This window comes from Streptomyces lancefieldiae, from assembly GCF_031845825.1.
Taxonomy (GTDB): Bacteria; Actinomycetota; Actinomycetes; order Streptomycetales; family Streptomycetaceae; genus Streptomyces; species Streptomyces lancefieldiae.
In genome coordinates this window covers 37,960-62,050 of the sequence record NZ_JAVRFH010000016.1, presented here as the reverse complement: position 1 = coordinate 62,050, position 24,091 = coordinate 37,960, and the positions used below count along the sequence as shown (strand labels likewise).

15 protein-coding genes and 3 pseudogenes are annotated in these 24,091 nt (G+C 69.8%); 15 read left to right on the top strand and 3 right to left on the bottom strand.

Annotated elements, in window-relative coordinates; translation table 11 throughout:
• The first annotated feature begins 27 nt into the window (after positions 1–27).
• Together RM812_RS18235 and RM812_RS18230 are read left to right on the top strand one after the other, a co-directional pair.
• Positions 28–2,523 (top strand): glycoside hydrolase family 2 protein, encoded by a 2,496-nt coding sequence (locus RM812_RS18235; protein WP_311573635.1) that lies wholly within the window; start codon positions 28–30, stop codon positions 2,521–2,523.
• Positions 2,520–3,383 carry a LacI family DNA-binding transcriptional regulator gene (locus tag RM812_RS18230; RefSeq protein WP_311573633.1) on the top strand — a complete coding sequence of 288 codons (864 nt, stop codon included), beginning with the start codon at positions 2,520–2,522 and terminating at the stop codon, positions 3,381–3,383. Before RM812_RS18235 ends, RM812_RS18230 begins: the two co-directional genes overlap by 4 nt.
• Positions 3,384–4,013: 630 nt before the next feature.
• Here the strand turns inward: RM812_RS18230 and RM812_RS18225 are convergent.
• Positions 4,014–5,177, bottom strand: a complete 1,164-nt coding sequence (locus RM812_RS18225) for an ROK family transcriptional regulator (RefSeq protein WP_311573632.1) — start codon at positions 5,175–5,177, stop codon at positions 4,014–4,016.
• Between the two features lie 152 nt (positions 5,178–5,329).
• Between RM812_RS18225 and RM812_RS18220 the strand changes: the two genes are divergently transcribed.
• From RM812_RS18220 to RM812_RS43350, 5 genes and pseudogenes are all read left to right on the top strand, one after another.
• Positions 5,330–6,247: a carbohydrate ABC transporter permease gene (locus RM812_RS18220; RefSeq protein ID WP_311573630.1), complete on the top strand. Its 918-nt coding sequence runs from the start codon at positions 5,330–5,332 to the stop codon at positions 6,245–6,247.
• A 15-nt stretch (positions 6,248–6,262) separates the two neighbouring features.
• The gene (locus RM812_RS18215) at positions 6,263–7,192 is read left to right on the top strand and encodes a carbohydrate ABC transporter permease (RefSeq protein WP_394816472.1); all 930 of its coding nucleotides are present in this window, start codon (positions 6,263–6,265) and stop codon (positions 7,190–7,192) included.
• A 10-nt stretch (positions 7,193–7,202) separates the two neighbouring features.
• Entirely contained in the window at positions 7,203–8,564 is a 1,362-nt protein-coding gene (locus RM812_RS18210) for an ABC transporter substrate-binding protein (protein ID WP_311573626.1), read from the top strand.
• Positions 8,565–8,577: 13 nt separating this feature from the next.
• Entirely contained in the window at positions 8,578–9,780 is a 1,203-nt protein-coding gene (locus RM812_RS18205; protein ID WP_311573625.1) for a Gfo/Idh/MocA family protein, read from the top strand.
• Between the two features lie 43 nt (positions 9,781–9,823).
• Positions 9,824–9,895 (top strand): annotated as a pseudogene (locus RM812_RS43350) (transposase); the annotation flags it as partial.
• Positions 9,896–10,161: 266 nt separating this feature from the next.
• Here the strand turns inward: RM812_RS43350 and RM812_RS18200 are convergent.
• A complete protein-coding gene (locus RM812_RS18200; RefSeq protein ID WP_311573624.1) occupies positions 10,162–10,437 on the bottom strand; it encodes an Imm7 family immunity protein in 276 nt (91 codons plus the stop codon).
• 156 nt (positions 10,438–10,593) lie between these two features.
• Between RM812_RS18200 and RM812_RS18195 the strand changes: the two genes are divergently transcribed.
• The 4 genes and pseudogenes from RM812_RS18195 (at position 10,594) to RM812_RS18180 (ending at position 13,299) form a co-directional block, all read left to right on the top strand.
• Positions 10,594–11,286 carry a transglycosylase SLT domain-containing protein gene (locus RM812_RS18195; RefSeq protein ID WP_311573622.1) on the top strand — a complete coding sequence of 231 codons (693 nt, stop codon included), beginning with the start codon at positions 10,594–10,596 and terminating at the stop codon, positions 11,284–11,286.
• 29 nt (positions 11,287–11,315) lie between these two features.
• Positions 11,316–11,546, top strand: a pseudogene (locus RM812_RS18190) (peptidoglycan-binding protein); the annotation flags it as partial.
• Between the two features lie 75 nt (positions 11,547–11,621).
• Complete coding sequence (locus tag RM812_RS18185) at positions 11,622–11,951, top strand: M23 family metallopeptidase (RefSeq protein ID WP_311573751.1); 330 nt, start codon at positions 11,622–11,624, stop codon at positions 11,949–11,951.
• Positions 11,952–12,348: 397 nt separating this feature from the next.
• On the top strand, positions 12,349–13,299 hold the full coding sequence (locus RM812_RS18180; RefSeq protein WP_311573621.1) for a MerR family transcriptional regulator: 951 nt from the start codon (positions 12,349–12,351) through the stop codon (positions 13,297–13,299).
• A 39-nt stretch (positions 13,300–13,338) separates the two neighbouring features.
• Here the strand turns inward: RM812_RS18180 and RM812_RS18175 are convergent.
• Positions 13,339–13,509: pseudogene (locus RM812_RS18175) on the bottom strand (IS256 family transposase); the annotation flags it as partial.
• Positions 13,510–14,353: 844 nt separating this feature from the next.
• Here RM812_RS18175 and RM812_RS18170 point away from each other — a divergent pair.
• From RM812_RS18170 to RM812_RS18155, 4 genes are all read left to right on the top strand, one after another.
• Positions 14,354–14,758 carry a CU044_2847 family protein gene (locus tag RM812_RS18170; protein WP_311573620.1) on the top strand — a complete coding sequence of 135 codons (405 nt, stop codon included), beginning with the start codon at positions 14,354–14,356 and terminating at the stop codon, positions 14,756–14,758.
• A gap of 2 nt (positions 14,759–14,760) precedes the next feature.
• Complete coding sequence (locus tag RM812_RS18165; protein WP_311573618.1) at positions 14,761–19,101, top strand: nSTAND1 domain-containing NTPase; 4,341 nt, start codon at positions 14,761–14,763, stop codon at positions 19,099–19,101.
• A gap of 65 nt (positions 19,102–19,166) precedes the next feature.
• Positions 19,167–19,508: a CU044_2847 family protein gene (locus tag RM812_RS18160; protein ID WP_311573617.1), complete on the top strand. Its 342-nt coding sequence runs from the start codon at positions 19,167–19,169 to the stop codon at positions 19,506–19,508.
• Complete coding sequence (locus RM812_RS18155) at positions 19,505–23,836, top strand: serine protease (RefSeq protein WP_311573616.1); 4,332 nt, start codon at positions 19,505–19,507, stop codon at positions 23,834–23,836. Before RM812_RS18160 ends, RM812_RS18155 begins: the two co-directional genes overlap by 4 nt.
• Positions 23,837–24,091 lie beyond the last annotated feature (255 nt).

Below are 24,091 nucleotides of genomic sequence, written 5' to 3'. Positions count from 1 at the left end.
GTAGGCTTCGATCCGACGGGAGTGAACATGGCGCGTACGACCCTGCACGAGGGCTGGCTGCTGAGCGCGACGCGCGGTCCGGTGCCGGACTCCGTCCGCGGAGGCACGGTCCGGGCCCAGGTACCCGGCAGCGTGCACCTCGACCTGATGGCTGCGGGTCTCATACGCGACCCCTACCTCGACCGGGTCGAGGAGGAACTGGCGTGGATGCACCGCACCGACTGGCGGTACCGCCTCCCCTTCGAAGCCGCGGCCGCGCGGCCCGAGGAGCGCGTGGACCTCGTCTTCGACGGCCTTGACACCGTCGCGGCCGTCGCACTCAACGGGCAGCCGGTCGGCACCACCGCCAACATGCACCGGCGTTACCGCTTCGACGTCAGCCACCGGCTCGCCGACGGCGCCAACGAACTCACCGTGGACTTCTCCTCCGCCCTGCAGTACGCCGAGCAGGCGGAGGCGGCGCTCGGCCGCCGCGAGCACGTCTACCCCCACCCGTTCAACATGGTGCGCAAGATGGCGTGCAGCTTCGGCTGGGACTGGGGCCCCGACCTGCAGACCGCCGGCATCTGGAAGCCCGTCCGCCTGGAACGCTGGCACACGGCACGGCTCGACCGGGTCCGTCCCCTCGTCCGTGTCGAGGACGACGGCACCGGCGTGGTCGACCTGCACGCTGACGTCGAACGCTCCGCGACCGGCGGTCCGGACCTCCTGCTCACGGCCGAAGTCGGCGGACACCAGGCACGCGCCGTGCTCACCGGCGGCGAGACCAGCGCCGTCCTCCGCCTCACCGTGCCGGACGCCCGGCTGTGGTGGCCCGCAGGATACGGCGACCAGCCCCTGTACGACCTGCACGTCACCCTGTCCACGCACGGTCAGGACGCGGACCCCGTCGGCGGTCCCCTCGACGCCGTCGACCGGCGGGTGGGCTTCCGGAACATCACCGTGGACACCGCACCCGACGCGACCGGCACCCCGTTCACCTTCGTCGTCAACGGCACCCGGATCTTCGCCAAGGGGGCCAACTGGATCCCCGAGGACCACTTCCTGACCCGGGTCACCCGCGAACGCCTCGAACGCCGCGTCGACCAGGCACACGCCGCCCACATGAACATGCTCCGCGTGTGGGGCGGCGGCATCTACGAGACCGACGACTTCTACGACGTGTGCGACGAACGCGGCATGCTCGTCTGGCAGGACTTCCCCTTCGCCTGCGCCGCCTACCCCGAGGAGGAGCCGCTGCGCGGCGAGGTCGAGGCCGAGGCCCGCGAGAACGTCGCCCGCCTGGCGGGACACCCGAGCCTGGCGCTGTGGAACGGCGGCAACGAGAACCTCTGGGGCTACGCCGACTGGGGCTGGCCCGAACAACTGGCCGGCCGCACTTGGGGACTTGGCTACTACACCGACCTGCTGCCACGGATCGTCGCCGAACTCGACCCGACGACGCCGTACGCCGACGGCAGCCCCTACTCCCCGGGCGCCCCGGTCGGTGGCATCCACCCCAACGACCAGCACCACGGCACGCGCCACGAATGGGAGGTGTGGAACCGGCTCGACTACACCACCTACCGCGACCACGTCCCGCGCTTCTGCTCGGAGTTCGGCTTCCAGGGCCCGCCCACCTGGTCCACGCTCACCCGCTGGATCCACGACGAGCCGCTCAGCCCGACCTCGCCCGCGTTCCTGCTGCACCAGAAGGCCGAGGACGGCAACGGCAAACTCGACCGCGGCATGGCTCCGCACCTGCCCGCCCCGCGTACGTTCACGGACTGGCACTGGGCGACCCAGCTCAACCAGGCGCGCGCCGTCGCCTTCGGCGTCGAACACTTCCGCTCCTGGTGGCCCCGCACGGCCGGGACCCTGGTGTGGCAGCTCAATGACTGCTGGCCGGTCACCTCCTGGGCCGCCATCGACAGCGACGAGCGCCCCAAGCCACTGTGGTACGCGCTGCGCCAGGCATACGCACCACGCATGCTCACCTTCCAGCCGCGGGAGGGCAGGCTCGTCGTCGTCGCCGTCAACGACACCGACGAAACCTGGAACGGGCGCCTCGTACTGGAGCGCCGGACGCTCGGGGGCGTCGTCCTGGCCGGTGCTAAAGTCGACCTCCGGGCGGAGCCCCGCTCGGTCGTGCTCGTCGCACCGGACGACGCACTGCTCGCACCGGACGAGGTCAGGCAGGAGGTACTGGTGGCGTCGTCGGAGCGCGTGCGCGCCGTCCACACCTTCTGCGAGGACCGAGAACTGGACTACCGGCCCGACGCCCTCACCGCACAGGCGCACGCTGAGCCGGGCGGATACCGCGTCGACGTCCACGCCACCTCCTTCGCCCGCGACGTCTCGGTGCTTGCCGACCACGTCGCCCCCGACGCGCTCGTCGACGACATGCTGGTCACCCTGCTGCCGGGCGAAACCCACTCCTTCCACGTCCGCACCCGCCACACCCTCGACCCGGCTGTCCTGACTGCACCGCCCGTGCTGCGTTCCGTGAACAGCCTCTGCCACACCACACCGGAGATCGGATGACTCCTGCCCACCGCGACCGCACCCAGCCGGGCGCCCTGGGCCTCGTCCTGGCGCGCTCGACCCGTCTGCTCGGCGTGGAGCCCTTCTTCATGGAGTTCATCGCCGGGATGGAAGAACGCCTGGTGACGCGCGACATGTCGGTGCTGCTCCACGTGGTGGCGACGTACGAGGAGGAGATCGCCGCCTATCGCCGGTGGGCCGAGGCAGGGCTGGTCGACGCGGTGGCCGTCGTCAACCTCACCGAGGGCGACGACCGGCCGGCCGTCCTTCAGGACCTCGGCCTGCCGGCGGTCCTCGTCGGCACCTGGCCGTACGACCCCGAGTTGCCGTCCGTGCGCACCGACGACGGCGGCCCGGTCCGCGACGCCGTGGCCCGGCTCGCCGAACTCGGACACCGAGTCGTCGCCCGCGTCGCCGGACCGCCGAACCTCCTGCACACCCAGGCTCGTACGGCAGCTCAGCGGGAGGCATGCCGGGAGGCGGGGATCGAGGCGGTGGTCGTCGAGGGCGACTACACGGCCGAGTCCGGTGAACAGCTCACCGCCGAACTGCTCAAGCGGTCCTCCCGGCCCACGGCGATCCTCTACGACAACGACGTGATGGCGGGCGCCGGTCTCGCCGCGGCCAAGTACCTGGGCCTGGAGATCCCGGCCGACCTGTCACTGATCGCCTGGGACGACTCGACGCTGTGCCGACTGGCATCCCCGCCGCTGACCACCATGACCGTCGACGTGCACCACTTCGGAGTACAGGTCGCGGAAGCCGCCTTGGACTGCCTCGACGACCGCCCCATGGTCGAACGCTGGTCTCCGAGCGCCCACTTCGTGCAACGCGGCACGACGGGACCCGCGCCCGCGTGAGCGCCCCTGCCGATGACGCGCTGATCACGACCGCCGCGGCCGTGCCGAAGCCGTACCGTGTGGGCGACCGGCTCATCGGCGACGTGGCCTCGACGCTTGTCGGACACCAGCCGTCCGTATTCGGGGGTGTGCATCGACACCGGGTCGGGAACCGGGTTCTGCGCGGAGTACGCGGCTGTCGCCGCCATGGTTACCGCCCGCGCATACCGGATCGCGAAGGTGGTCTCCGTCTGGCGCGGCGCGAACGGTGCGCTGCGCGTCCTGCCGCTGCCAGCCACGCGCTCACCCGCACCGAGACGTCCCCGCCCGGCGTGTGCCCGTAGCCGACGGACGGGGCGGGCGGAACGACTGGCCGCGGCATCCGGATGTCGGCGTTCCAGGCCGCGCTTTCCGATCGGTGCACCCGCCGTGCCTGTTGGTGATGCCAGTCGGTGAGCCGGCCCGCCCGAACCGTCCACCGCCCTCGGGAGGTGGTCAGCACATGACTGTCCGACGGGTGGCCACCGCCGGACAACGAGCGCCACGGCCCCAATGGGCGGCCCAGGCCGAACGCGGCGGCGATCCGAGCGGAGTCCACGCGCATCCGAGGAGTCTGCCGCATTCAGCGGTCCCGACGACCTGCGGGAGAGCTCATGCGGTCTCCTTCATCCCGAGCACGAGGACCTGGATGGCCAGCACGGCGGCGCCGCGGGCCCAGTCGTGGAAGTCGGAGACCCGGGTGACGACATCGACGGGAGCGGCCAGGGGGTGCCGACCGCGGCGCAGGGTCTCGTGCACGATCGGGCCCGCCACGTCCATCAGGCCGACGCCTTCCCCGGCGAGCAGAATGCGTTGCGGCATCGCGAAGTTGGCGATCTGGGCGAGCAGTGTGCCGAGCGCGCGGGCCGCCTCGTCGACGACCCGCGCGGGCATGGGGTCGTTGTCCACCGCGCGGGAGAGGATCTCTTCGTAGGACAGGTCGCGTCCGAGGGCGGCCCGGACCTGGTAGCGGATGCTCGGGATGGTGAGGAGGGACACGGCGCTGCCCCGTTCGCCGTCCGGGGTGAGCGGCCCCGTGGGGTTGATGACCCAGTGCCGGCCGAACTCGCGGTCCTCGCCGTGGCTGGGCACGTGCTTCCCGCCGAGGACGAGGCCGTAGCCGATGCCCGCGCCGATGGTGAGGACCGCGAAGCGTTCCAGGCCACGGCCCGCCCCGAACCAGTTCTCGGCCTCGACGAGGGCGGCGACGTCGTTGTCGACGACGACCGGCAGGCCGGTACGGTCCCGGACGAGATCCGCCAGCGGTACATCGCGCCAGGACAGGAAGCCGGACTCCGTGACGACGGCGCGGTCCCTGACCGAGCCCCCCACGCCGATGCCCAGCCCGGCGACGGCGGGGTGCTCGCGGGCCAGTTCGTCCGTCATCGCCGCGAGCAGGTCCGCGACTTCGGTGGGTTCGTGTGTGGTGAGCGGACGGTCCAGACGCATGACCACCTCGCTGCGCAGGGTCGTGGCGACGCCGTACACCATGTCCTGCGTGATCTTGAAGCCCACGAACGACAGCGAGTCGGTCACGACGTCGAGGGGCTGTGACGGCCGCCCCTGACGTACCTGAGACGTGGCTCTCGAGTCCGGCGTCTCCACCAGGAGGCCCGACTCGATGAGTGGCTTCGTGAGACGGGTCAGACTGCCCTGGGACAGGTCCAGGCGGCGGGCCACCTCGGTGCGTGAGAGCGGGCCGTGCAGAAGCACCTCGATGGCCACCGACCGCTCGCCAGGGCTCAGTGGCAGCCAACCGTCCGGGCCCAAGCCCATCGCGGCCTCCTCCTTTTGTTCCGTGGGAAAAGCAACGAGGTCATTCTACGGAGCGAGTTCCCGGCTTCGGAAGGTGTTGGTCAACCTCTTGACGACGGGATTGTTTGGCAGCAAAAGTAAGTCCCGACATCCAGCGAAGAGGAGTCGTCCCGATGCCCACCGCTCCCCACAGCCCTCCGCTGCGCCCGCCTTCGGGCGGCGAGCGCGGCGGTGACGGACGGCTCGCGGCGCTGTTCATCGCCCCCGCCCTGCTCGGGTTCCTGGTGTTCCTGCTCTGGCCGACGGTGCGCGGCGTCTATCTGAGCTTCACCCGTTTCAACCTGCTGACCCCGCCCCAGTGGGTGGGGCTCGACAACTACGACCGGATGGTCCACGACCCGCTCTTCTGGGACTCGCTGAAGGTCACCGTCGAGTACGTGGTGATCAACATCGCCGTGCAGACGGTGGCCGCGCTGACGATCGCCGTGCTGCTGCAGCGGCTGACCCGGTCGGCGACGCTGCGCGGCATCGTGCTGACGCCCTACCTGATGTCGAACGTGGTCGCCGGCATCGTCTGGCTCTGGATCCTCGACACCCAGCTCGGCATCGGCAACCAGGTCATCGGCGCACTGGGCTTCGACCACATCCCGTTCCTGAACGACAAGACGTGGTCGATCCCCACCATCGCACTCATCAACGTGTGGCGGCACGCGGGCTACACCGCGCTGCTCCTGTTCGCCGGGCTGCAGGCCATCCCCGACGACATGTACGAAGCGGGTCGGATCGACGGCGCGGGGGAGTGGCGCATGTTCTGGCGCATCACCATGCCTTTGCTGCGGCCGGTTCTCGCGGTGGTCCTGATCATCACGGTGATCGGCTCGTTCCAGGTCTTCGACACGGTCGCGGTGACGACCGCGGGGGGACCGGCCAACGCGACGAACGTCCTGCAGTTCTACATCTACGGCTCCGCGTTCGGCCGCTTCCAGTTCGGCTACGCGTCCGCGATGTCGGTGGCCCTGCTGGTCGTGCTGAGCCTGATCACCTTCGTCCAGTACAGGATCACCCGGGCCGGCCGGACCGACCTCGGCTGACGGGAGCGACGAGACATGGCTGAAATGACATCAACCGCAACGGCGGCGCCGGCCAGGACGGCACCGGGGCGCAGGCTGTCGCCGGGACGCGTCGTGGCGTGGGCCGTGATGGGCGTCATCGCCCTCATCACGCTGCTGCCCTTCTACTGGATCCTGCGCACCGCACTGTCCACGAACTCCGGGCTCGCGGCCCACCCCGCCGATCCGCTGCCCGTGGACTTCACCCTCGGCGGGTTCGAGCGGGCGCTGGGCCTGCAGTCCACGGAAGAGGCCATCGCCCAGGGCGGTTCGGGCGGCGGGCTCGCCTTCTGGCGCTATCTGCTGAACTCGTTGATCGTCTCGTCCTTGATCACGGTGTGCCAGGTGTTCTTCTCCGCGATGGCCGCATACGCCTTCTCACGGTTGAGGTGGAAGGGGAGGGACGCGGTGTTCGGGCTGTTCCTCGCGGGGCTGATGGTCCCCGCCCTCTTCACGCTGCTGCCGAACTTCGTACTCATCAAGGAACTCGGTCTGGTGGACAGCTTGTTGGGGATCGCGCTGCCGACGATGTTCATGACGCCCTTCGCGGTGTTCTTCCTGCGGCAGTTCTTCATGAACGTGCCCCGCGAGGTCGAGGAGGCGGCGCTGCTCGACGGCGCGGGCAAGGTGCGGATCTTCTTCCGGGTGCTGCTGCCCATGGCGTCCACGCCGGTCCTGACGTTGGGCATCCTGACGTACATCACGTCGTGGAACGACTACTTCTGGCCGCTGTTGGTGTCCTACAGCGACAGCTCACGCCTGCTGTCCGTGGCGCTCGCCGTCTTCCGCGCGCAGACGCCGCAGACCGGCACCGACTGGTCCGGTCTGATGGCGGCGACGCTCATCGCCGCACTTCCGATGCTCGTGCTGTTCGGCCTGTTCGCACGCCGCATCGTCGGCTCCATCGGCTTCACCGGGATCAAGTAGAGGACGTCGCATGCGATTTCGTACGAGAGCGTTGTGGCGCGGCGCGTGCGCCGGGACGCTGGGCCTGGCGCTGACCTTGGTGACCGGCTGCGCGCAGGGCGCCGGCGCGGGAGGTTCGTCGGACACCGTGACGTACTGGCTGTGGGACCCCAACCAGCTTCCCGCGTACCAGGCGTGCGCCAAGGGCTTCGAGAAGCAGCACCCCGGGCTGCGGGTGAGGATCTCCCAGATGGGCTGGAACGACTACTGGACCAAGCTGACCGCCGGTTTCATCGCCGGCACGCAGCCGGACGTGTTCACCGACCACATCCAGAAGTTCGGCCAGCTGGCGGACCTGGACGTCCTGGAACCGCTCGACGGCCTGGGCCTGGACGACTCCGCGTACCAGAGCGGTCTCGCCGCCAACTGGACGGGCCAGGACGGCCGTCGCTACGGCACACCCAAGGACTGGGACACCGTCGCGCTGTTCTACGACAAGAAGAGGACGGAGCAGGCCGGCCTGTCCGCGGCGGACCTGAACAGCCTGTCCTGGAACCCGAGGGACGGCGGCAGCTTCGAGAAGGCGGTCGCCCGTCTGACGGTCGACAGCAAGGGACGTCGTGGCGACGAACCGGGCTTCGACAAGCGCCACGTCGTGACGTACGGCCTCGCCACCGGTGGGGCGGGCGACGCCGACGGCCAGACGACCTGGAGTCCCTTCACCGCCTCGATCGGCTGGACTTACACCGACCGCGAGCGCTGGGGAACCGAGTACCAATACGACAGCAAGACCTTCCAGTCAGTGATCAAGTGGTACTTCGGCCTGGCGGAGAAGGGATATCTGGCACCCTTCACCGACTACGGGGACAGCGCCAATCCGCCCAATGCCCAGATCGCGTCGGGACGGGCCGCGCTCGCGTTCGACGGGGCGTGGATGCTCTCGACGTACGCCGGTCTCAAAGACGTCGAGGTCGGTACCGCCTTCACACCCACCGGGCCCACCGGGCGCCGGGCGACCATGATGAACGGGCTCGCCGACTCGATCACCAAGGACGCCCGCAACAAGGAAGGCGCCCGCGCATGGGTCAAGTACCTCGCCTCCGATGCCTGTCAGGAGACAGTCGGCCGGTACGGGATCGTCCTCCCGGCCACGCGGGCCGGCACCCGAACCGCCGTCGGCGCCTACGCGAAGAAGGGCATCGACGTCACGGCCTTCACCCGACCGGTCACCGACAGGCAGCACTTCACCACGTTCTCTTTCCCGATCACGAACTACGCGGCGGACGTGCTGGCACTGATGCGCCCCACCATGCAGGACATCTACACCAATGGCGCTCCGGTGTCCGACCTGACGAAGACGAACAAGCAGATCAACTTCCTCCTCGGCCAGTGAAAGGCGCCGTTCCATGACATTCTCCCTCGGTATCGTCGGAGCCGGCCAGTTCGCCGGCCAGTTCGCCACGCTCTTCCAGGCCCACCCCGGTGTCGGTGACGTCTACGTCACCGACCTCCTGGCCGAGCGGGCCGAACACCTGGCGGCGACCCAGCAACTCGCCGGTACCTTCCCGTCGTACAAGGCGATGCTGGAGTCGAAGGCGGTCGACGCCGTCGCGATCTTCACGCAGCGCTGGACCCATGGCCCGCTGGTGCTCCAGGGGCTTCAGGCGGGCAAGCACGTGTACTCGGCGGTGCCCATGGCGATCACGGTGGAGGAGATCACCGCGATCATCGAGGCGGTCAAGGTCACCGGACTGACGTACATGATGGGCGAGACCAGCCAGTACAACCCGGCGACGGTGCACGCCCGCAACCAGATCGCCAGGGGCGCCTTCGGGCGGCTCTTCTACGCCGAGGGCGACTACGTCCACGACATGGACCTGGGGTTCTACGAGGCGTACCAGTACAGCGGCGGCGAGAAGTGGAAGGCCACGGCCAGCTATCCGCCGCTGCTGTACCCGACGCACTCGGTCGGCGGCGTCCTCGGCGCCTGGCAGACGTACGCGGTCAGCGTCTCGGCCATCGGCGTGCGTGACGAGCGCGGCGACGGGGTCTTCGACCGGGCGGTCAGCGACTTCGACAACGACGTGTCCAACGCGACCGCCCTGTTCGAGGTGGCCGGCGGCGGATCGTTCAGGACGAACGAGTTCCGGCGAGTCGGCTACCCCTCGCACATCCGCGAATCACGCTTCCGCTTCTTCGGTACGGAGGCCAGCATGGAGCAGCTGGCGACCGTTGCGCTGTGGCAGGACAAGAACGGTGTCGTGGACATCAGCGGACTCCTCGAGCCCAAGCCGACGCTGTCCCCGGACGACCAGTCCTTGGAACACATAGCGCCGGAGCTGCGGGCCGCCTTCACTTCGGGGTCGGCACCGGTGCACGACCGGGCCCGACTGCCCAGGGAGTTCGACCAGCTTCACAACGGCCATGAGGGCAGCCACCACTTCCTGGTGGACGACTTCGTGACCGCGGTGCTCACCCGGACGCTGCCGCCGGTGAATGCGTGGGTGGCCGCTCGCTACACGCTGCCGGGCATTGTGGCGCACGAGTCCGCGCGGCAGGGCGGCACCCGGTTGCGCATCCCCGACTTCGGGGAGGCGCCCCAGGGGTGAGACCTGTGTGCCTGAGGGGGCGAGCGAGCGGGCGGGGCGAGCCCTCGTACGCAACCGGCTCAAACGCCTTCAGCGCCGGCCGCACACCCTCGACGGCTTCATAGCCGGAACCGGCCCGGCCCGGACGACCCAGCTTCACCCTGAAGAGCCGAAGTCAGTAAGAAGGCCGGCCAGCGCACCGTTCGACGCTCTGGCCCAGGGGCGGGGCCCCTGGAGCGATCCGCGAGAGCAAGGCGGCCTCCCCGATCCCTACATCTGCGTCGGTCCGGCCGCCGAGAACACCGCCGACCTCCGGTACGGCGGTGACGGCTGCCCACGCACCGGCGTGAGCGAGGAGAGCCTCGCCGTGCTGCCACCGCGCTTCCGGCCCGACGGGCGGGGTCACCGTCGGCAACAGTGCCCAGCTGTCCGACGGCGCCGCGCCCTTCGTCGCACAGATCCTCCAGTTCGACGATGGCAGGTGACGAGCGGTGATGGGGAAATACCGCCGAGGTGGACGAACGGCTCGCCGTGAATCCATCCGAGGTCCAGCAGGTAGGGGCTGTCCGGCTGGGCGATGTGTAAGCGAAGCTCATCGACGATCTGCTGCAGCCGAGGCTCATCGTCGTCATCTGCTGCGGTATCCCTGACCGCGATCGACCCGTGGTACTCAAACATTCCGCGATCGTAGTGAAATGGCCTGCTTCCGCGTTCCCCGTCGCCTACCGGTTGCGAGCGGTTTCCGTGAGGCGCATGGTGGAAGTACAGCTTTCGTGCGGATGCGCTGCCGAGCCAACCAGTACACCCTCACCTCCAGCGGTCGAGGGAGGTATCATGGTTTCCCTTTCCAACGTACGGTTCGGTAAACGCAACGATGACGTCAAGGCCACCCAATTGGCGTTGATCGCAGCAGGGGTGAGTATCCCCGCGGGTGCCACCGGGGTCTTCGGCGAGGAGACGAGATCGGCCTACGCGGCGTGGCAGCGCATGCTGGGATTCACCGGATCGGCTGCCGACGGGTTTCCTGGCTGCTCCTCACTGTCCAAGCTTGGCGCCAGATCCGGATTCACTGTGGACTGCCGACATCCCGGGGCCATCCCCAGAAATTCCGTGCGCTTCTCGATGAACTCGGGAGTGGCCGTCGATGATGATACGGCTCGGGCGTTCGCCGAGGAGGCATGCGACAGGACCGGTGCGCCGAGGAGTTGGGTTACGGGGGTCGGCAACGGAGCGAACCTGCTCACTCTCATGTTTCGCGAGTCGTCCTTCAAATCGAACGCTGTAAACGAGGACGACATAAACGCGACAGGCCCGGTGCAGGCGGACGGCGCCAGGCTCAACTGCTCACGCGGCTACGCCCAGTTGATCCCCGATACGTTCGCTGAGAACCACCAGGTGGGCACGTCCGACCGAATCTACGATCCGGTGGCCAACGTCGCGGCGTCCATCAACTACATCTGGCGCCGGTACGGCGACATCGCGCGCGTACAACAGGCGAATCCGCATCTTGATCCGGCCCCTTACTGAAAGGAGGCTAGGTTATGGCGACGCAGGCGCCTTTCCCCGGAAGGGCATTCTTTCACAAGGGACAGAAGAGCCCCGTGATCACCGCCATGGGCAGGCGCCTGGTGGCGGAAGGATGCGGGAAGTACCGGACAGGTCCTGGTCCCGAGTGGACCGATGTCGATCAACAGTCGTTCGCCGCATGGCAGCGCAAGCTCAAGTTCGAAGGTGCCGACGCCGACGGCATTCCCGGCAAGACCTCTTGGGACAGGCTGCACGTTCCCGCTACCACGACCGCGCCTGTCGGCAGAAACGTCGCATCTCCCGTCCCCGGACACGGTGTCACTACGCCCCATCGCATGAAGGGACCTCGTTCTCGTTGGAGTCTAGGGTACCACACCGGCGCGGACTACGCCGCTCCGCAGGGCAAGCCGTGCGTCGCCGTACTCGGCGGCACAGTCCGCATCGGACACGACAAGAGTTTCGGTGACTTCCTCGTGCTGCGTTCCGGCGGATTCGACTACTACTACTGCCACCTCTCCGAGCGGACCGTGACCGGGGGGTCCGTCAAGGCCGGCCAGAAGGTCGGCGAAGTCGGCTCCACCGGGAACGCCAACGGCCCTCATCTCCACTTCGAGAAGCGCCCGGCCGGTGGTGGCTTCGGATCCGACGTGCCCCCCAACTGGTAACCGGACGGTACCGGCGCATCGACCGCCCTCGCAAGAGATGGAGGGATTTGGTCGAGACGCCGCCCGGCGGCGTCGTGGGCGTGGAGACCGCCGTTCCCACGGGCAAGGGTTCCCCAGTGCGCCAGTCGGTGATCTCCCACTCATCCGGACCGGTCTGGCCCTGGTGCTACGTGCTGCGTAATCGATGGGATTCGTCGAGCTCACTGTGCCGGACGCCGCCGGCAGCGGCGTGCACTGGAGCGGGCCCAATCGGGTACTGGTACGACCTGTTGTACCGCGTCGGGGCACCGCTCGAGTAATTGCCGAGACCTGTGGATCGGCGCCCCCAGTGGGGCGGAAGCGCCAGCGGGGAGACTGGGCTTGAGTCTCCCGTAGGGGGAGGCACGAAGGTGCAGGCATGGACGGCGACACGCTCTTCACGATCGGGGCCCTGGCCCGGCGGACCGGCCTGACGGTCAAGACCATTCGGTTCTACTCCGACACCGGAATCGTGCCGCCGACGGACCGCAGCCCGGCTGGCTACCGTCTCTATGGCATCGGCGCACTGGCGCGTCTGGATCTGGTACGCACCCTGCGTGACCTGGGGCTCGACCTTGCTGTCATCCGGCAGGTGCTGGACCGGGAGGTCTCCGTGCCCGAGGTCGCGGCCGCGCACGCCGACGCCCTGGAGGTGCAGATCCGCACCCTCAGACTCCGGCGCGCGGTGCTGCGAGCGGTGGCCAAACGGGGCTCCACCCCCGACGAAATGGATCTCATGCACAAGCTTGCCAAGCTCTCCGACAACGAACGCCGACGCCTCATCACCGACTTCATCGACGACACCTTCGGCGGGTTCGACGCCAACGCCGACTTCGTCGACATGATGCGCTCGGCCATGCCCGAGCTGCCGGATGACCCCGAACCCCATCAGGTCGACGCCTGGGTGGAACTCGCCGAACTCACTCAGGACCCCGACTTCCGCGCCGCCGTCCGCCGCATGGCGGAGTACCAGGCAGCCGAGCGTGCCCAAGGCGACGTCACCGGCTTGCACCACGACCTCACCGAGACCGTCCGCGACAGCGTCGGCCACGCGCTCGATGCCGGCATCGCTCCGGCCTCGGCCGAGGCCGCACCCATCATCGACGCCCTTACCGCCCGTTACGCGCAAACCTTCAGCCGCGCCGACGACGCCGACTTGCGCCACTGGCTGCTGACACGCCTGGAGATCGCCGGCGACCCCCGCGCGGAACGCTACTGGCACCTGCTGGCCGTCATCAACGGATGGCCCGTCCCGCCCAGCCTGGCACCGGTGTTCACGTGGTTCACGGAAGCCCTGCGCGCGCACACCCCGCAGCCCCGCGTGCAGTAGTCCCATGCCTGACGGACGCTCCGATCCTCGCGGCTTCGATCACTCCGCGAGGGGCTCGGCGCATTCGTCAAGGTGACCGCCCACGAAGCGGGCTCCGGCGCGGGCAAGAGCGACGAGACGGGGAGCGTGCACCGCCCGCCAGCGGGCCCGCGCGGACTCGACGAGCTTGAAGACCATCGCCAGGGCGGCGTCCGCGCTGCCGGCGCCTCGCTGTCCTGTCGCAGTTCATCCGGCGAGTGGATGGCTGGTGACCGGCTGGCGTGCCATGTCGTTTGAGAACGTTGCCCCACGGCATTCTCAAGCGGCATGGCTTTCGCGGAAGACCTGAGGGCGGGAATGTCAACTCAGCCGTTCTACTCGTCGGCCACCCTGCCCGTGGCCGCCCGGAGACGATGCCGTGGTTGGTGGGGGCGCTTCCTCAGGTAGCAGGCTCCAGCCGAGGTGCGCAGTACGGGCTAGACCCCCAGGTGCGGGTCCTCGTCGAGGAGGCCCTCGCCCTTGCCGCAGCCGGACGCTGCCTGGACACCCGGTAGGTGACGGGCATCTTCAGGGCGCGGTGCATCCGGTTGTGGATGACGGGCGGCCTCGATGCCGCGTTGCCGGCGGGCGTGTGGGGGTCGAGGACGCGGAGGTTGATGAAGGCCGCCGGCTGCGCGGGGTCACGGGTCGTGGAGAACCGCAGCAGGGTCTGGGCCGACAGGGACACTCGGTCGCTTCGGTCGCTCGTGGTCCCGTCGTATTCCTGGCCCCCGCTGCGGTTCCGTACCCTATGACGCGGCTTGGGACCTGCTGCTGCGCAGAGGGTAGGAGTCCGTCTCCGTAGCCAGGCCGGCGCAGCGCTGTGGGACGCGTGTGCCGTCGATCAGCAGGCGGCGGCCCAACCCGGGATCGCCTCCTCCAAGGTGGGCGCGAGCGGGGCCAGCGCCGCGATGCTTCGTCGACGTACTGCCAGATCGGCACGGTGCGGGGATGGTTCGAGACGGTTCGGCCCCGACGTGCCGTCGAAATCGCTAGGGTACGGGGCCAGCGTGGCAGGTGTCGCGAAGGGGGAAGCATGGCATACCTGGTCGAGTTGCCCGTGTCCGGGGCTGGCGGTAACAGAACGGGTGGCGAGGGGGCCGGACGCGGTCCGTCGGACGCGACCGGCATCGTCAAGGTCCAGATCGACGAAGCCGCGGACGGGCTGGTCCAGGTCGCTCGTCCCGGGCAGGTCGTGGCGCGGGCGACCCGGTCGCTGAAGGACATGCTCGCCGGGATTCGCCCGGTCGCGGAGAACTTCGTGGAGGGATTCCGTGGCATGGCACGGCAACCCGACGAGATCGGCGTGGAGTTCGGCCTGTCCCTGTCGGCTGAGGCAGACGTGGTGATCTCCCGGACCACCGGTCAGGCCAACTTCAAGGTCACCCTGACCTGGCGCGATCCGTCGTCCGGTGAACCAGCAGCGGACGCGGCGGAATGACGGTGCCCGGGTTACCGCCCGAGCGTACGGTAGACCCGGGCCCGCAGTCCCTGGACGCGGCCGTACTGCGTGTCCGTGACGGCCGCGGGCAGCCCGTCGGTGTTGCCTTCCTGGTCTCCGACACGCTCGCCCTGACCTGCGCGCACGTGGTCCATGCGGCCCTGGGCACGACGGGGGACGCAGCACCTCCCGCTTCCGCCCGGATCCAGGTCGACCTGCCCCTCGTGCCCGCCCCGCAGCGCGACGGCGGCGTGCTTGTGACAACGGCCGGTGTCGAGGACTGGGTGCCGCCGCGGGCACCCGACCGGGGGTCCTCGGTGCCCGCCGCGCGCGAGTCTTTCCCCGGCCGCGACGATGTCGTCGTGGGCGATGTCGCCGTGCTTCGGTTGGAGGCGCCGCTTCCGGGAGCGGGACCGGTGCAGTTGGTGGAGGCGGACGAGCTGTGGGAGCACCCGGTGCGGGCGTTCGGGCTGCCCGCCGGTCGTCCCGGTGGGGTCTGGCATGCGGGTGTGCTGCGGGGGCGGCAGGCGGACGGCTGGGTGCAGGCCGATCTCGCCGGTGACGGCTATCCGGTTTCGCGGGGCTTCAGTGGCGGCCCGGTGTGGGACGACCGGCTGTCGGGCGTGGTCGGCATGGTGGCGGTGGCCGAGTCCGGGCAGCCGCCCGTCAGTTACGTGATCCCCACGAGCGGTCTGCTGGCCGCCTGTCCCGAACTGCGCGCGGTCGCGCTGCCTCCGTCGCCGTTCCGGGGCCTCTCGGCGTTCGAGGAGGTCGACGCGGCGCTCTTCCACGGTCGGCAGGCGGAGAGCGACGAGGTGGCGCGGGCGCTGGCCGCCGAGCGCCGCGTCACCGTCGTGGGGCCGTCGGGATCCGGCAAGTCGTCGCTGGCTCTGGCCGGAGTGGCGCCCCGGCTGCGCGCGCACGGCGCCCAGGTGGTGGTTCTGCGGCCGATGCCCGGCAGCGCCCCGCTCACTGTCTTCGCGGCGGCGTTGCTGCCGCTGCTGGAATCCGACCTGGCCGAGGCCGAGCGGCCCGACCGGATCGCGGAACTCGCCGATGTGCTCCGCCGCCACGGCCCGGCGGACACGGTGGCCCGGCTGCTCCACCTGCGGCGCGGCAGTCGACTGCTCGTCGTGGTCGACCAGTTCGAGGAGATCCTCGGCCTCGCCCCGCCCGCCGTGGACGAGTTCGCCGGCCTGCTCACGGGTGACACGCTGCCCGACACCGTCCGCGTACTGATCACGCTGCGCGCCGACTTCCTGGAGCCGGTGCTGGCCCACCCGCGGCTGGGCCCGGAGATCGGCGGACACCTGCACGCGCTCGCCCCGCTGGACCCTGGACGCCTGCGCGAGATCGTGACCGCCCCCGTCGACGCCGTACCCGTGGTGTCCTACGAGCCGCATCTCGCCGAGCGCATCATCGCCGACACCGGCCCGGGACCGGGCGAGCTGCCGCTCCTCGGCCTCACCCTCGACCTGTTGTGGCAGCGGCAGGAGGGCGGCCTGCTGACCCACCGCGCGTACGAGGAACTCGGCCGTGTCAGCGGCGCCCTGGGCAAGCACGCCGACCGGGTCTGGGACGTGTGCGTACCTCCGGAGGACGAGGAGACCGCCAGGCGGCTGTTCACCCGGCTCGTCCGGGTCCCGGCTGGCCTTCCCGCGCCCACCCGGCGGACGGCACTGCGCACCGAACTGGGCGCCGGGGAGTGGCGCGTCGCGCAACGGCTGGCCGGGACACGGCTGTTGGTGACCGGCCGGAACGCCGAGGGCACCGAGACCGTGGAACTCGCCCACGAGGCCCTGATCGCCGAGTGGGAGAAGCTGTCCGACTGGACCACCAGTGACCGCGCCTTCCTGGAGTGGCGTGCCGAACTGCAACAGGACATGGACCGCTGGGAGCAGGCGGAACGCGCCCCGCAACTGCTGCCGACGCCCCTGCAACTCGCCCGGTCCGAACAGTGGCTGGACGAACGCGGTGAGGAGCTCTCCGACGCCGAACGGCACTACCTGGATGCCGCCCACACCCACCGCCGAGCGAGGGTCCGCAGGCGACGAGCAATGCTCTCGGCGATCGGTCTCGTCGTGTTGCTGGTCGTGGTCGCCTCGTTGTCGTTCTACGCCACTCGGGAGGAGAGCCGGGAACGTGCCGCGGAGGCCGCGTCCCGCGCGCTGGCGGTTGCCGCGGCGGACGACACGCGCACCGAACCGGCCCTCGGTGTGCTGAAGGCGCTGGCCGCCCACCAGACCGCTCCGACGCAGGAAGCGCGCAACGAACTCCTCAAGCAGTACCTGCGCCACCAGGGCTACGACCGGGTGCTGTCCGGCGTGCTGGGCACCGTCAGGGAGTTCAGAGCCAGTGCGGATGGCGACGTGGTACTCGGCGTCTCCCAGCTCGGCCGGGCCACCCTGTATGTCGGCGCCGCATCCGGGCGGGTGCGCAGCGCCCAGGTGCCCGCGACCGGGCAGGTCATGCACGGCATGGTGGCCGCGGACGGGAAGCGCGTCGCCTATGTCCAGGCGGACGGCAAGGCGGTGTGGTTCGACGTGAACACGGATGCCGCAGGTCTGCTCGGGCCGATGCGCCGACTGAGCGAAGCGCCCGGCGTGAGACTGGACCCTGACGTGGTTCCCGCGATGTCGGCGGACGGTCGCACCCTCGCCTCACGCGTCCGAAATCATCTGAAGTGGTGGAACCTGGACAGCGGCACACTTGCCGGTGACGCGCCCGCGCCCCAGGACATGATGGGCACGCTCGCGTTCGGCCCGGACGGGCGGACGCTGCTGATGAAGGTCTACACGGCGTCGGGCGCTCCGGCCCTGACGTCCGTCGACATGGGCACCGGCCGTGCCACGCAGCTCCTGTACGGGGTGCAGGACATCTACCTGTCCGGAGACCGCCGCACCGCCGTCGTGTGCCGCGAGGAGAACGAGCAGTCCGTCATCAGCCGCCACCGGATCTCCGACGGCGCCGAGACCGGCCGTTCCTATCGCGAGCGGGACGAGGCGTACACCACGGACAGGTGCACGCTGGACGCCGTCGACGAGACCGGGCGGCGCGTCGCGCTCAGATGGGGTGAAGAACTGCGCGTCCTGGACCTGGACAGGGGGGAGGTGATCTCCAGAGCGCCCTTGCTCGGGTATGACTCCACGCAATTCCACTCCATCGGCCGCCTCGCCGAGTCGCACGGCAAGCTCTATTACATGGGTCGGAACGACTCGCTGATCGCCTTCGTGGACATGACGCCGGGCAGACGGCTCCTGAAAGCCGGCCAGCACCGGCTCACTCCCGACGGGAAGCGGTCGGTCATCGTCCATGAGGACGGATCCCGGACCGAACTCCACCCAGCCGACCCCGGGAGGAGCGGGCAGGTCCTCGCGCAGGCCGCGCGCGCCAAGCCGTACTGGGTGCCCGAGAGGACCGACCTGCCCGTCTTCGACGGCGACGGCGCGCTCGTCGCCGACCGTGAGGCGCGGAACGTCGTGGTCGTCCGCGACGCGTCGACGCTGCGGAAGGTGACCACCGTGACCGCCGTCCGGCCCCCGGCGACCCGCCCCGACACCCGAGAGGTCCGGGACCTGGACGTCAGCGGGGCGCTCAGCAATTACCACCAGGACTACGAGTTCCGCTACTTCTCCGACCACACCGGCCACCTGCTGACCGTCTCCGGCACCGTCGTCCAGCAGTGGGACCCGCGCACGGGCCGACAGACCGCCCGCTTCGATGCCGGTGAACTGCGCCCCGACGGCGAGCCGGACGCGGTCATGACCATCGCCCCGTACCCGGACGGGAACAAGGTGTCCGTGCTCGTGCAGGAAAAGCCGGGCATCCGCATCGTCGACATCACAAACGGAGAGGTCACCGGCCGCGTGCGCACCGAGGGCGATGTCCTTTCCGTGCAATTCTCCTCCGACGGCCGGTACTTCGCGGTCCTGCGCCGCGACACGGGACTCGAGGTTCGGCGGCGCGGAGACCACCCGCGCACGGTGATCGGCCCGCTGAGCACCATCGGCGACGGAGTCATCACCCATTACCGGGCCACCTTCCTCGACGACGGCCGCTACCTGGTCGCCGCCGACAACGCGGTACACACCTACCAGCTCGGCGAGCGGGGCTACGAGGACTCGTACGTGCTCGGCGCATCGGAGGAGTACAAGTTCCTGGACGCGTCCGTCGACGGGGGCACCGTGGTCCTCTGGACGTTCGGGGAGCCGGGCAGCGCTCTCGCCCTCGATCCGGGCCTGTGGAGACGGGAACTGTGCCGCATCATCGGCCACCGCGCGTTCACGGCCGACGAACGCGACGACCTGCCGGCGGAGGCGAGGACACGGCGACCGTGCCCGTAGCACCGGCGGCCGGGTGCTTGCTGCGGGCGCTGACGACGAGGGCCCGAGTGAAGGAGGACGCACGCATGGCATATCTGGTCGAACTACCCATGTCCACGGGCATGTCGGACATGGTCCGGGTGCAGATCGAGGAGGTGACCGACGGACTGGTCCGGGTCGCCGGGCCGGGGCGGGTCGCGGCGCGCGCAGCCCGGTCACTGAACGACATGCTCGCCGGGATCCGGCCCGTCGCTGAGAACTTCGTCAACGCCTTCCGCGACATGCCGGACGGTCCTGACGAGATCGGCGTCGAGTTCGGCCTGGCCCTCTCGGCCGACGCCGACCTGGTGATCTCCCGGACGACCGGGCAGGCGAACTTCACGGTGACCCTGACCTGGCGGCGGCCGTCGGTCCGGGGGGCGCAGTGACGTCGGGTGAGGAACAGGGGTCGGCGTCGGAGCGGCGGTCGGCGGGCATCGGGCCCAAGGCCCTGGAGCGGGCGCTGCTGCGGATCCGCGACGGCCGGGGCGAACCTGTCGGCCTGGGCTTCCTGGTGTCCGACACGGTAGCTCTGACCTGTGCGCACGTGGTTTCGGCCGCTCTCGGCACGCCGGCCGACACTCCACCGGAGCCCGATGCACGTGTCCCGGTCGACCTGCCTCTCGTGGCCGGAGGGCCGCAGGCGGACGCCGTCGTCGAGCTGTGGCTGCCGCCTCGAGGGCCGGATGATGAGCACTCCGGTGCTGCGGATGTGGCGGTGCTGCGGTTCAAGGCTCCGTTGCCGGGGGCGGGGCCGGTGCGGTTGGTCGACGTTGACGAGTCGACGGACCGGCTGTGGGGTCATCGGGTACGGGCATTCGGCCTGCCTGCAGGGCGTCCCGGTGGGGTGTGGCATGCGGGGGTGCTGCGGGGGCGGCAGGCCGACGGCTGGGTGCAGGCAGATCTCGTGGGCAGCGGCTACCCGGTGTCGCGTGGGTTCAGCGGCGGGCCGGTGTGGGACGACCGCCTGGCGGGTGTGGTCGGCATGGTCACGGTGGCCGAGTCGGGGCAGCCGCCCGTCAGTTACCTGATCCCCACGGACGGTCTGGCGGCCGCCTGGCCCGAACTGGGCCCCCTCGTGCTGCCACCCTCGCCGTTCCGCGGACTCCAGGCCTTCGAGGAGGCCGACGCGGCGGTCTTCCATGGCAGACGCAACGAGAGCGACAAGGTCGCCCGAGCGCTCGCACAGCAGCAGTGGGTCACCGTCGTGGGCCCGTCGGGCTCCGGCAAGTCGTCGCTCGTGCTGGCCGGTGTGGCGCCCCGGCTGCGGGCGCGCGGAGCCCGCGTCGTCGTCATGCGGCCCGCGTCCGGAAGCAGTCCCCTCGCGGCCCTCGCCTCCGCGCTGCTGCCGCTCCTGGAACCCGGCCTGCCCGAGACCCGCCGACTGGCCCGCATCCCCGAACTGTCCGACGAACTGCGCCACCACGGCCTGTCCGAGACGACGAACCGCCTGCTCACACGCCAGGACTGCGATCATCTCCTGCTTGTTGTCGACCAACTGGAGGAACTTCTCCAGCAGCCCGCGGACGCCGTGCGTGAACTGGCCGACGTACTGTTCAGGGCCGACGCCCTGCCGCCGACCGTCCACGTACTCGCCACCCTGCGAGCCGACTTCCTCGAACCCGTCCTCAGCCACCCGCACCTCGGCCCGGTCACGGGCCGGCACCTGCACGCCCTCGGCCCGCTCGGCGCGGACGGCCTGCGCGAGATCGTCACCGCCCCCGTCGACGCCCTCCCCGGTGTCTCCTACGAGCCCCGTCTCGCCGAACGCATCCTCGCCGACACCGGCACCGAACCCGGCGCTCTGCCGCTCCTCGCCCTCACCCTCGACCTGCTGTGGCAGCGGCAGGTGGACGGCGTCCTCACCCACCGCGCGTACGACGAACTCGGCGGTGTCACCGGCGCGCTCGGCAACCACGCGGACCGGATCTGGGCCGAACACGTGCCGCCGGACGACGAGGCGAACGCCCGTCGGCTGTTCGCCCAGTTGGTCCGGCTGCCGCTCGGCGCAGCGGTGGCCACCCGGCGCCTCGCTCGCCGCGGCGACCTCAACGAGGACCAGTGGGGCATCGCCCAGCGGCTCGCCGCGCACACCCGCCTCCTCGTCACCGACCGCGGAGCCGAGGGCACCGAGACCGTCGAGCTCACGCACGAGGCGCTGATCACCCAGTGGGAGAAACTCTCCACCTGGGTGGCCGAGGACCGGTCCTTCCTCGGCTGGCGGGAGACCGTACGACATGAGATGGACCGCTGGCAGGAGGCGGAACACGCCTTCGCACACCTGCCGACCACCGCCACGCTGGCGGGCGCCGAGCAGTGGCTCCCCGACCGCGACGCGGCCCTCAGCCAGGCCGAGCGGGACTACCTGACCACCGGCCGGACCTACCGCCGCACCCGCGCCCGCGGACGCCGCGCCCTGCACTCCGGACTCACCACCGCCCTGGCCCTCGCCCTGGTGCTCGGCATGCTCTACGTCGTCGAACGCCGCAGCAGCCAGGAACGCGCCGCTCTCGGCGCATCCCGCGCCCTCGCCCAGGTGGCCGCACAGGAGTACACGGTCACCGACCCGGCCCGCGCCGCGCTCCTCTCCCTCGCCGCGTACGACACCTCTCCGACGCAGGAAGCCGAGAACGAACTGCTGCGCCAGTACCTCCAGTACACGTTCTACGACCGGGTGCTCTCGGGCAACCTCAAAGACAGGCTCTTCGACATGAGCCGCGACGGCGACGTGGTACTCGCCGCATCCAGGCGCTCCGGGGCGACGCTGTTCGTGCGGGCCCTCACCGGACCGCTCCGCACGGTGCGGTTGCCATCCACCGGGGAGGTCACGGGAGTCTCGGTGTCCGCCGACGGAAAGCGGGCCGCCTACGTCCAGGACGATGGCAAAGCAGTCTGGTTCGAGGTGCGCCCGGACGCGGAGCGGCCCGCCGGAGCGCTGCACCGGCTCCCTCGAGCCCCGGGCACCAGCACGGGCCGGAGCGCCTTCGACCCGGAGCTGTCCCCCGACGGTACGAAGCTCCTCGCCCGCGTCGGCAAGAACATCGTCTGGTGGAACCTGGAGAGTGGGCCGCACGGCACTCTCGCGGGGAACCTCTTGGCCCCCAAGGACACGTTCGACGTGTGGCCGGCGCCCGACAACCGGACACTACTGGTGTCCGTCCTCAAAGCGCCAGGACAGGGCGAGAAGAGCGGCTTGCTCACGCTCGACCTTGCTACGGGCAGGAGTCGGGTCGCGGTACGTGCCGACGAGATCCGTGTCTCCGGTGACCGGACGCGAGTAGTCGTGTGTCACGAGCGGGGAAAGACCGCGGAGGTCAGCGTCCACCGGCTTTCGGACGGCGCTCGTGAGGGCATCGCCTACCATGAGAAGGACAGCGACTTCGCGTCCCAGACCTGCGAAGTGGAGTCTGTCGACAGTTCCGGCTTCCGGGTTGCCCTCCGCTCTTCCCACGGCCTCACAGTCGTGGACGTGCGGGACGGCAAAGTCCTCTCCCGCAACGGCCTGCCCACCTCGTCCAACGCGTGGGGCGAGAGCCGCCCATGGCTCGTGGAGTCCGGCGGCAGGCTCTATTACGTCCGCCACGACGAGTCGAAGATCGGGTTCATCCAACTGCGCCCCGGCAACTGGTTCATTGAGGTCGGCCAGCAACTCCTCACTCGTGACGGCAAACACATGATCACCGTCCTGGCGGACGGCTCCCGTATGCAGGTGCACCACACGCGCAAGCTCAGCGCCCGTGTGCTCGCCGATGTGCCGCGCCGCAAGCCCTATTGGGTGCCCGAAGCCAGTGAATCTCTCTCCCTCGACCGTACGGGGCGACTCGTGGCCGCCCGCGAGGGCGCCAACATCGTTACCGTCCGCGACGCGACGACCCTGCGCCGCACCGCCACGATCACCACAGCCGAACCCCCGCAGTTGCCTGACGGCGAGGGCGGCTCCGCAAGGCCGGACTACGACTTCACGTACTTCTTCAATGGCGGGGGGAAACTGGTCACCGTTTCGGGAACCGTCGTCGAGCAGTGGGACCCGCGCACCGGTAGGCGACTCGCGCGCTTCGACGCCGTAGCGGTCCGTTCCCGTGCGGGGGGCGTCAAGGACGCGCGACTGTGGATCGGCCCCTACCCTGCGGCGAACCGGGTCAGCGTCATCGTCCTGGACCGGCCCGGCATTCAGGTCGTCGACGTCGCCACCGGACGGACCGTCGAGACGGTGAAAACCGGCGACGACATCCTCGCCGCCCAATTCGATCCCAGCGGAAAGTACTTCGCCACCCTGCGCCGAGGCTCCATCTTCGAGCTGTGGCGCCGCGGCGACCCGCCCCACAAGGAACTCGGCCCCCTGCGCAGCCTTTCCGAGGTGGACGGCACACCGTATGTGGCAAGTTTCCTGGAAGGCGAGGGCCGCTACCTTGTTGCTGCGAACAACGCCGTTCGCATCTACCGGATCGGCGAGCCCGGTTACGAAACGTTCTACTCCCTTATCCGCCCGAGCGACAGAACACCCCATGTGCAGCACGCTTTCAGGGGCGCCTCCGTAGACGGCAGCACCGTGCTCTACTGGGGCCCCGACCGCACTGGTGGCCCTCTCCATCTCTCGCCCCGCCGCTGGTACCGCGATCTGTGCGACGTCATCGGCGACCGGGAACTCACCGCCGAGGAGGTGGACCTGCTGCCCGCCGATCCGAGGACCCGGCGACCATGTGCCGACGGCGGCTGAGAGCCCGTGACCGGGGCGAAGAGCGAGCACACGGGACGCGGCCCCAAGCAGGTCTGCCAAACCGGCCGATGCGTCGGCGTCTTCCCGGGGAACTGTCGCCGCCCAAAAGGACCGGTACGACGAGGAGACGACCTTGCTCTCGCGGGCTGGATACGCAGCGCGCGGCCGACGGCCTGGACGAGGTCGGGCATGGAACCCGGACGCCGGCGAAGCACTCTCGCGGGACCCTGAGCCCGGCTCGGCCCAGGCTCTGGC

Coding starts and splice junctions, on each gene's coding strand:
- RM812_RS18200 (WP_311573624.1), bottom strand. CDS start 10,437: ATGTTTGAGTACCACGGGTCGATCGCGGTCAGGGATACCGCAGCAGAT.
- RM812_RS18220 (WP_311573630.1), top strand. CDS start 5,330: ATGCCCACCGCTCCCCACAGCCCTCCGCTGCGCCCGCCTTCGGGCGGC.
- RM812_RS18205 (WP_311573625.1), top strand. CDS start 8,578: ATGACATTCTCCCTCGGTATCGTCGGAGCCGGCCAGTTCGCCGGCCAG.
- RM812_RS18230 (WP_311573633.1), top strand. CDS start 2,520: ATGACTCCTGCCCACCGCGACCGCACCCAGCCGGGCGCCCTGGGCCTC.
- RM812_RS18185 (WP_311573751.1), top strand. CDS start 11,622: ATGAAGGGACCTCGTTCTCGTTGGAGTCTAGGGTACCACACCGGCGCG.
- RM812_RS18235 (WP_311573635.1), top strand. CDS start 28: ATGGCGCGTACGACCCTGCACGAGGGCTGGCTGCTGAGCGCGACGCGC.
- RM812_RS18170 (WP_311573620.1), top strand. CDS start 14,354: ATGGCATACCTGGTCGAGTTGCCCGTGTCCGGGGCTGGCGGTAACAGA.
- RM812_RS18180 (WP_311573621.1), top strand. CDS start 12,349: ATGGACGGCGACACGCTCTTCACGATCGGGGCCCTGGCCCGGCGGACC.
- RM812_RS18225 (WP_311573632.1), bottom strand. CDS start 5,177: ATGGGCTTGGGCCCGGACGGTTGGCTGCCACTGAGCCCTGGCGAGCGG.
- RM812_RS18210 (WP_311573626.1), top strand. CDS start 7,203: ATGCGATTTCGTACGAGAGCGTTGTGGCGCGGCGCGTGCGCCGGGACG.
- RM812_RS18160 (WP_311573617.1), top strand. CDS start 19,167: ATGGCATATCTGGTCGAACTACCCATGTCCACGGGCATGTCGGACATG.
- RM812_RS18195 (WP_311573622.1), top strand. CDS start 10,594: ATGGTTTCCCTTTCCAACGTACGGTTCGGTAAACGCAACGATGACGTC.
- RM812_RS18215 (WP_394816472.1), top strand. CDS start 6,263: ATGGCTGAAATGACATCAACCGCAACGGCGGCGCCGGCCAGGACGGCA.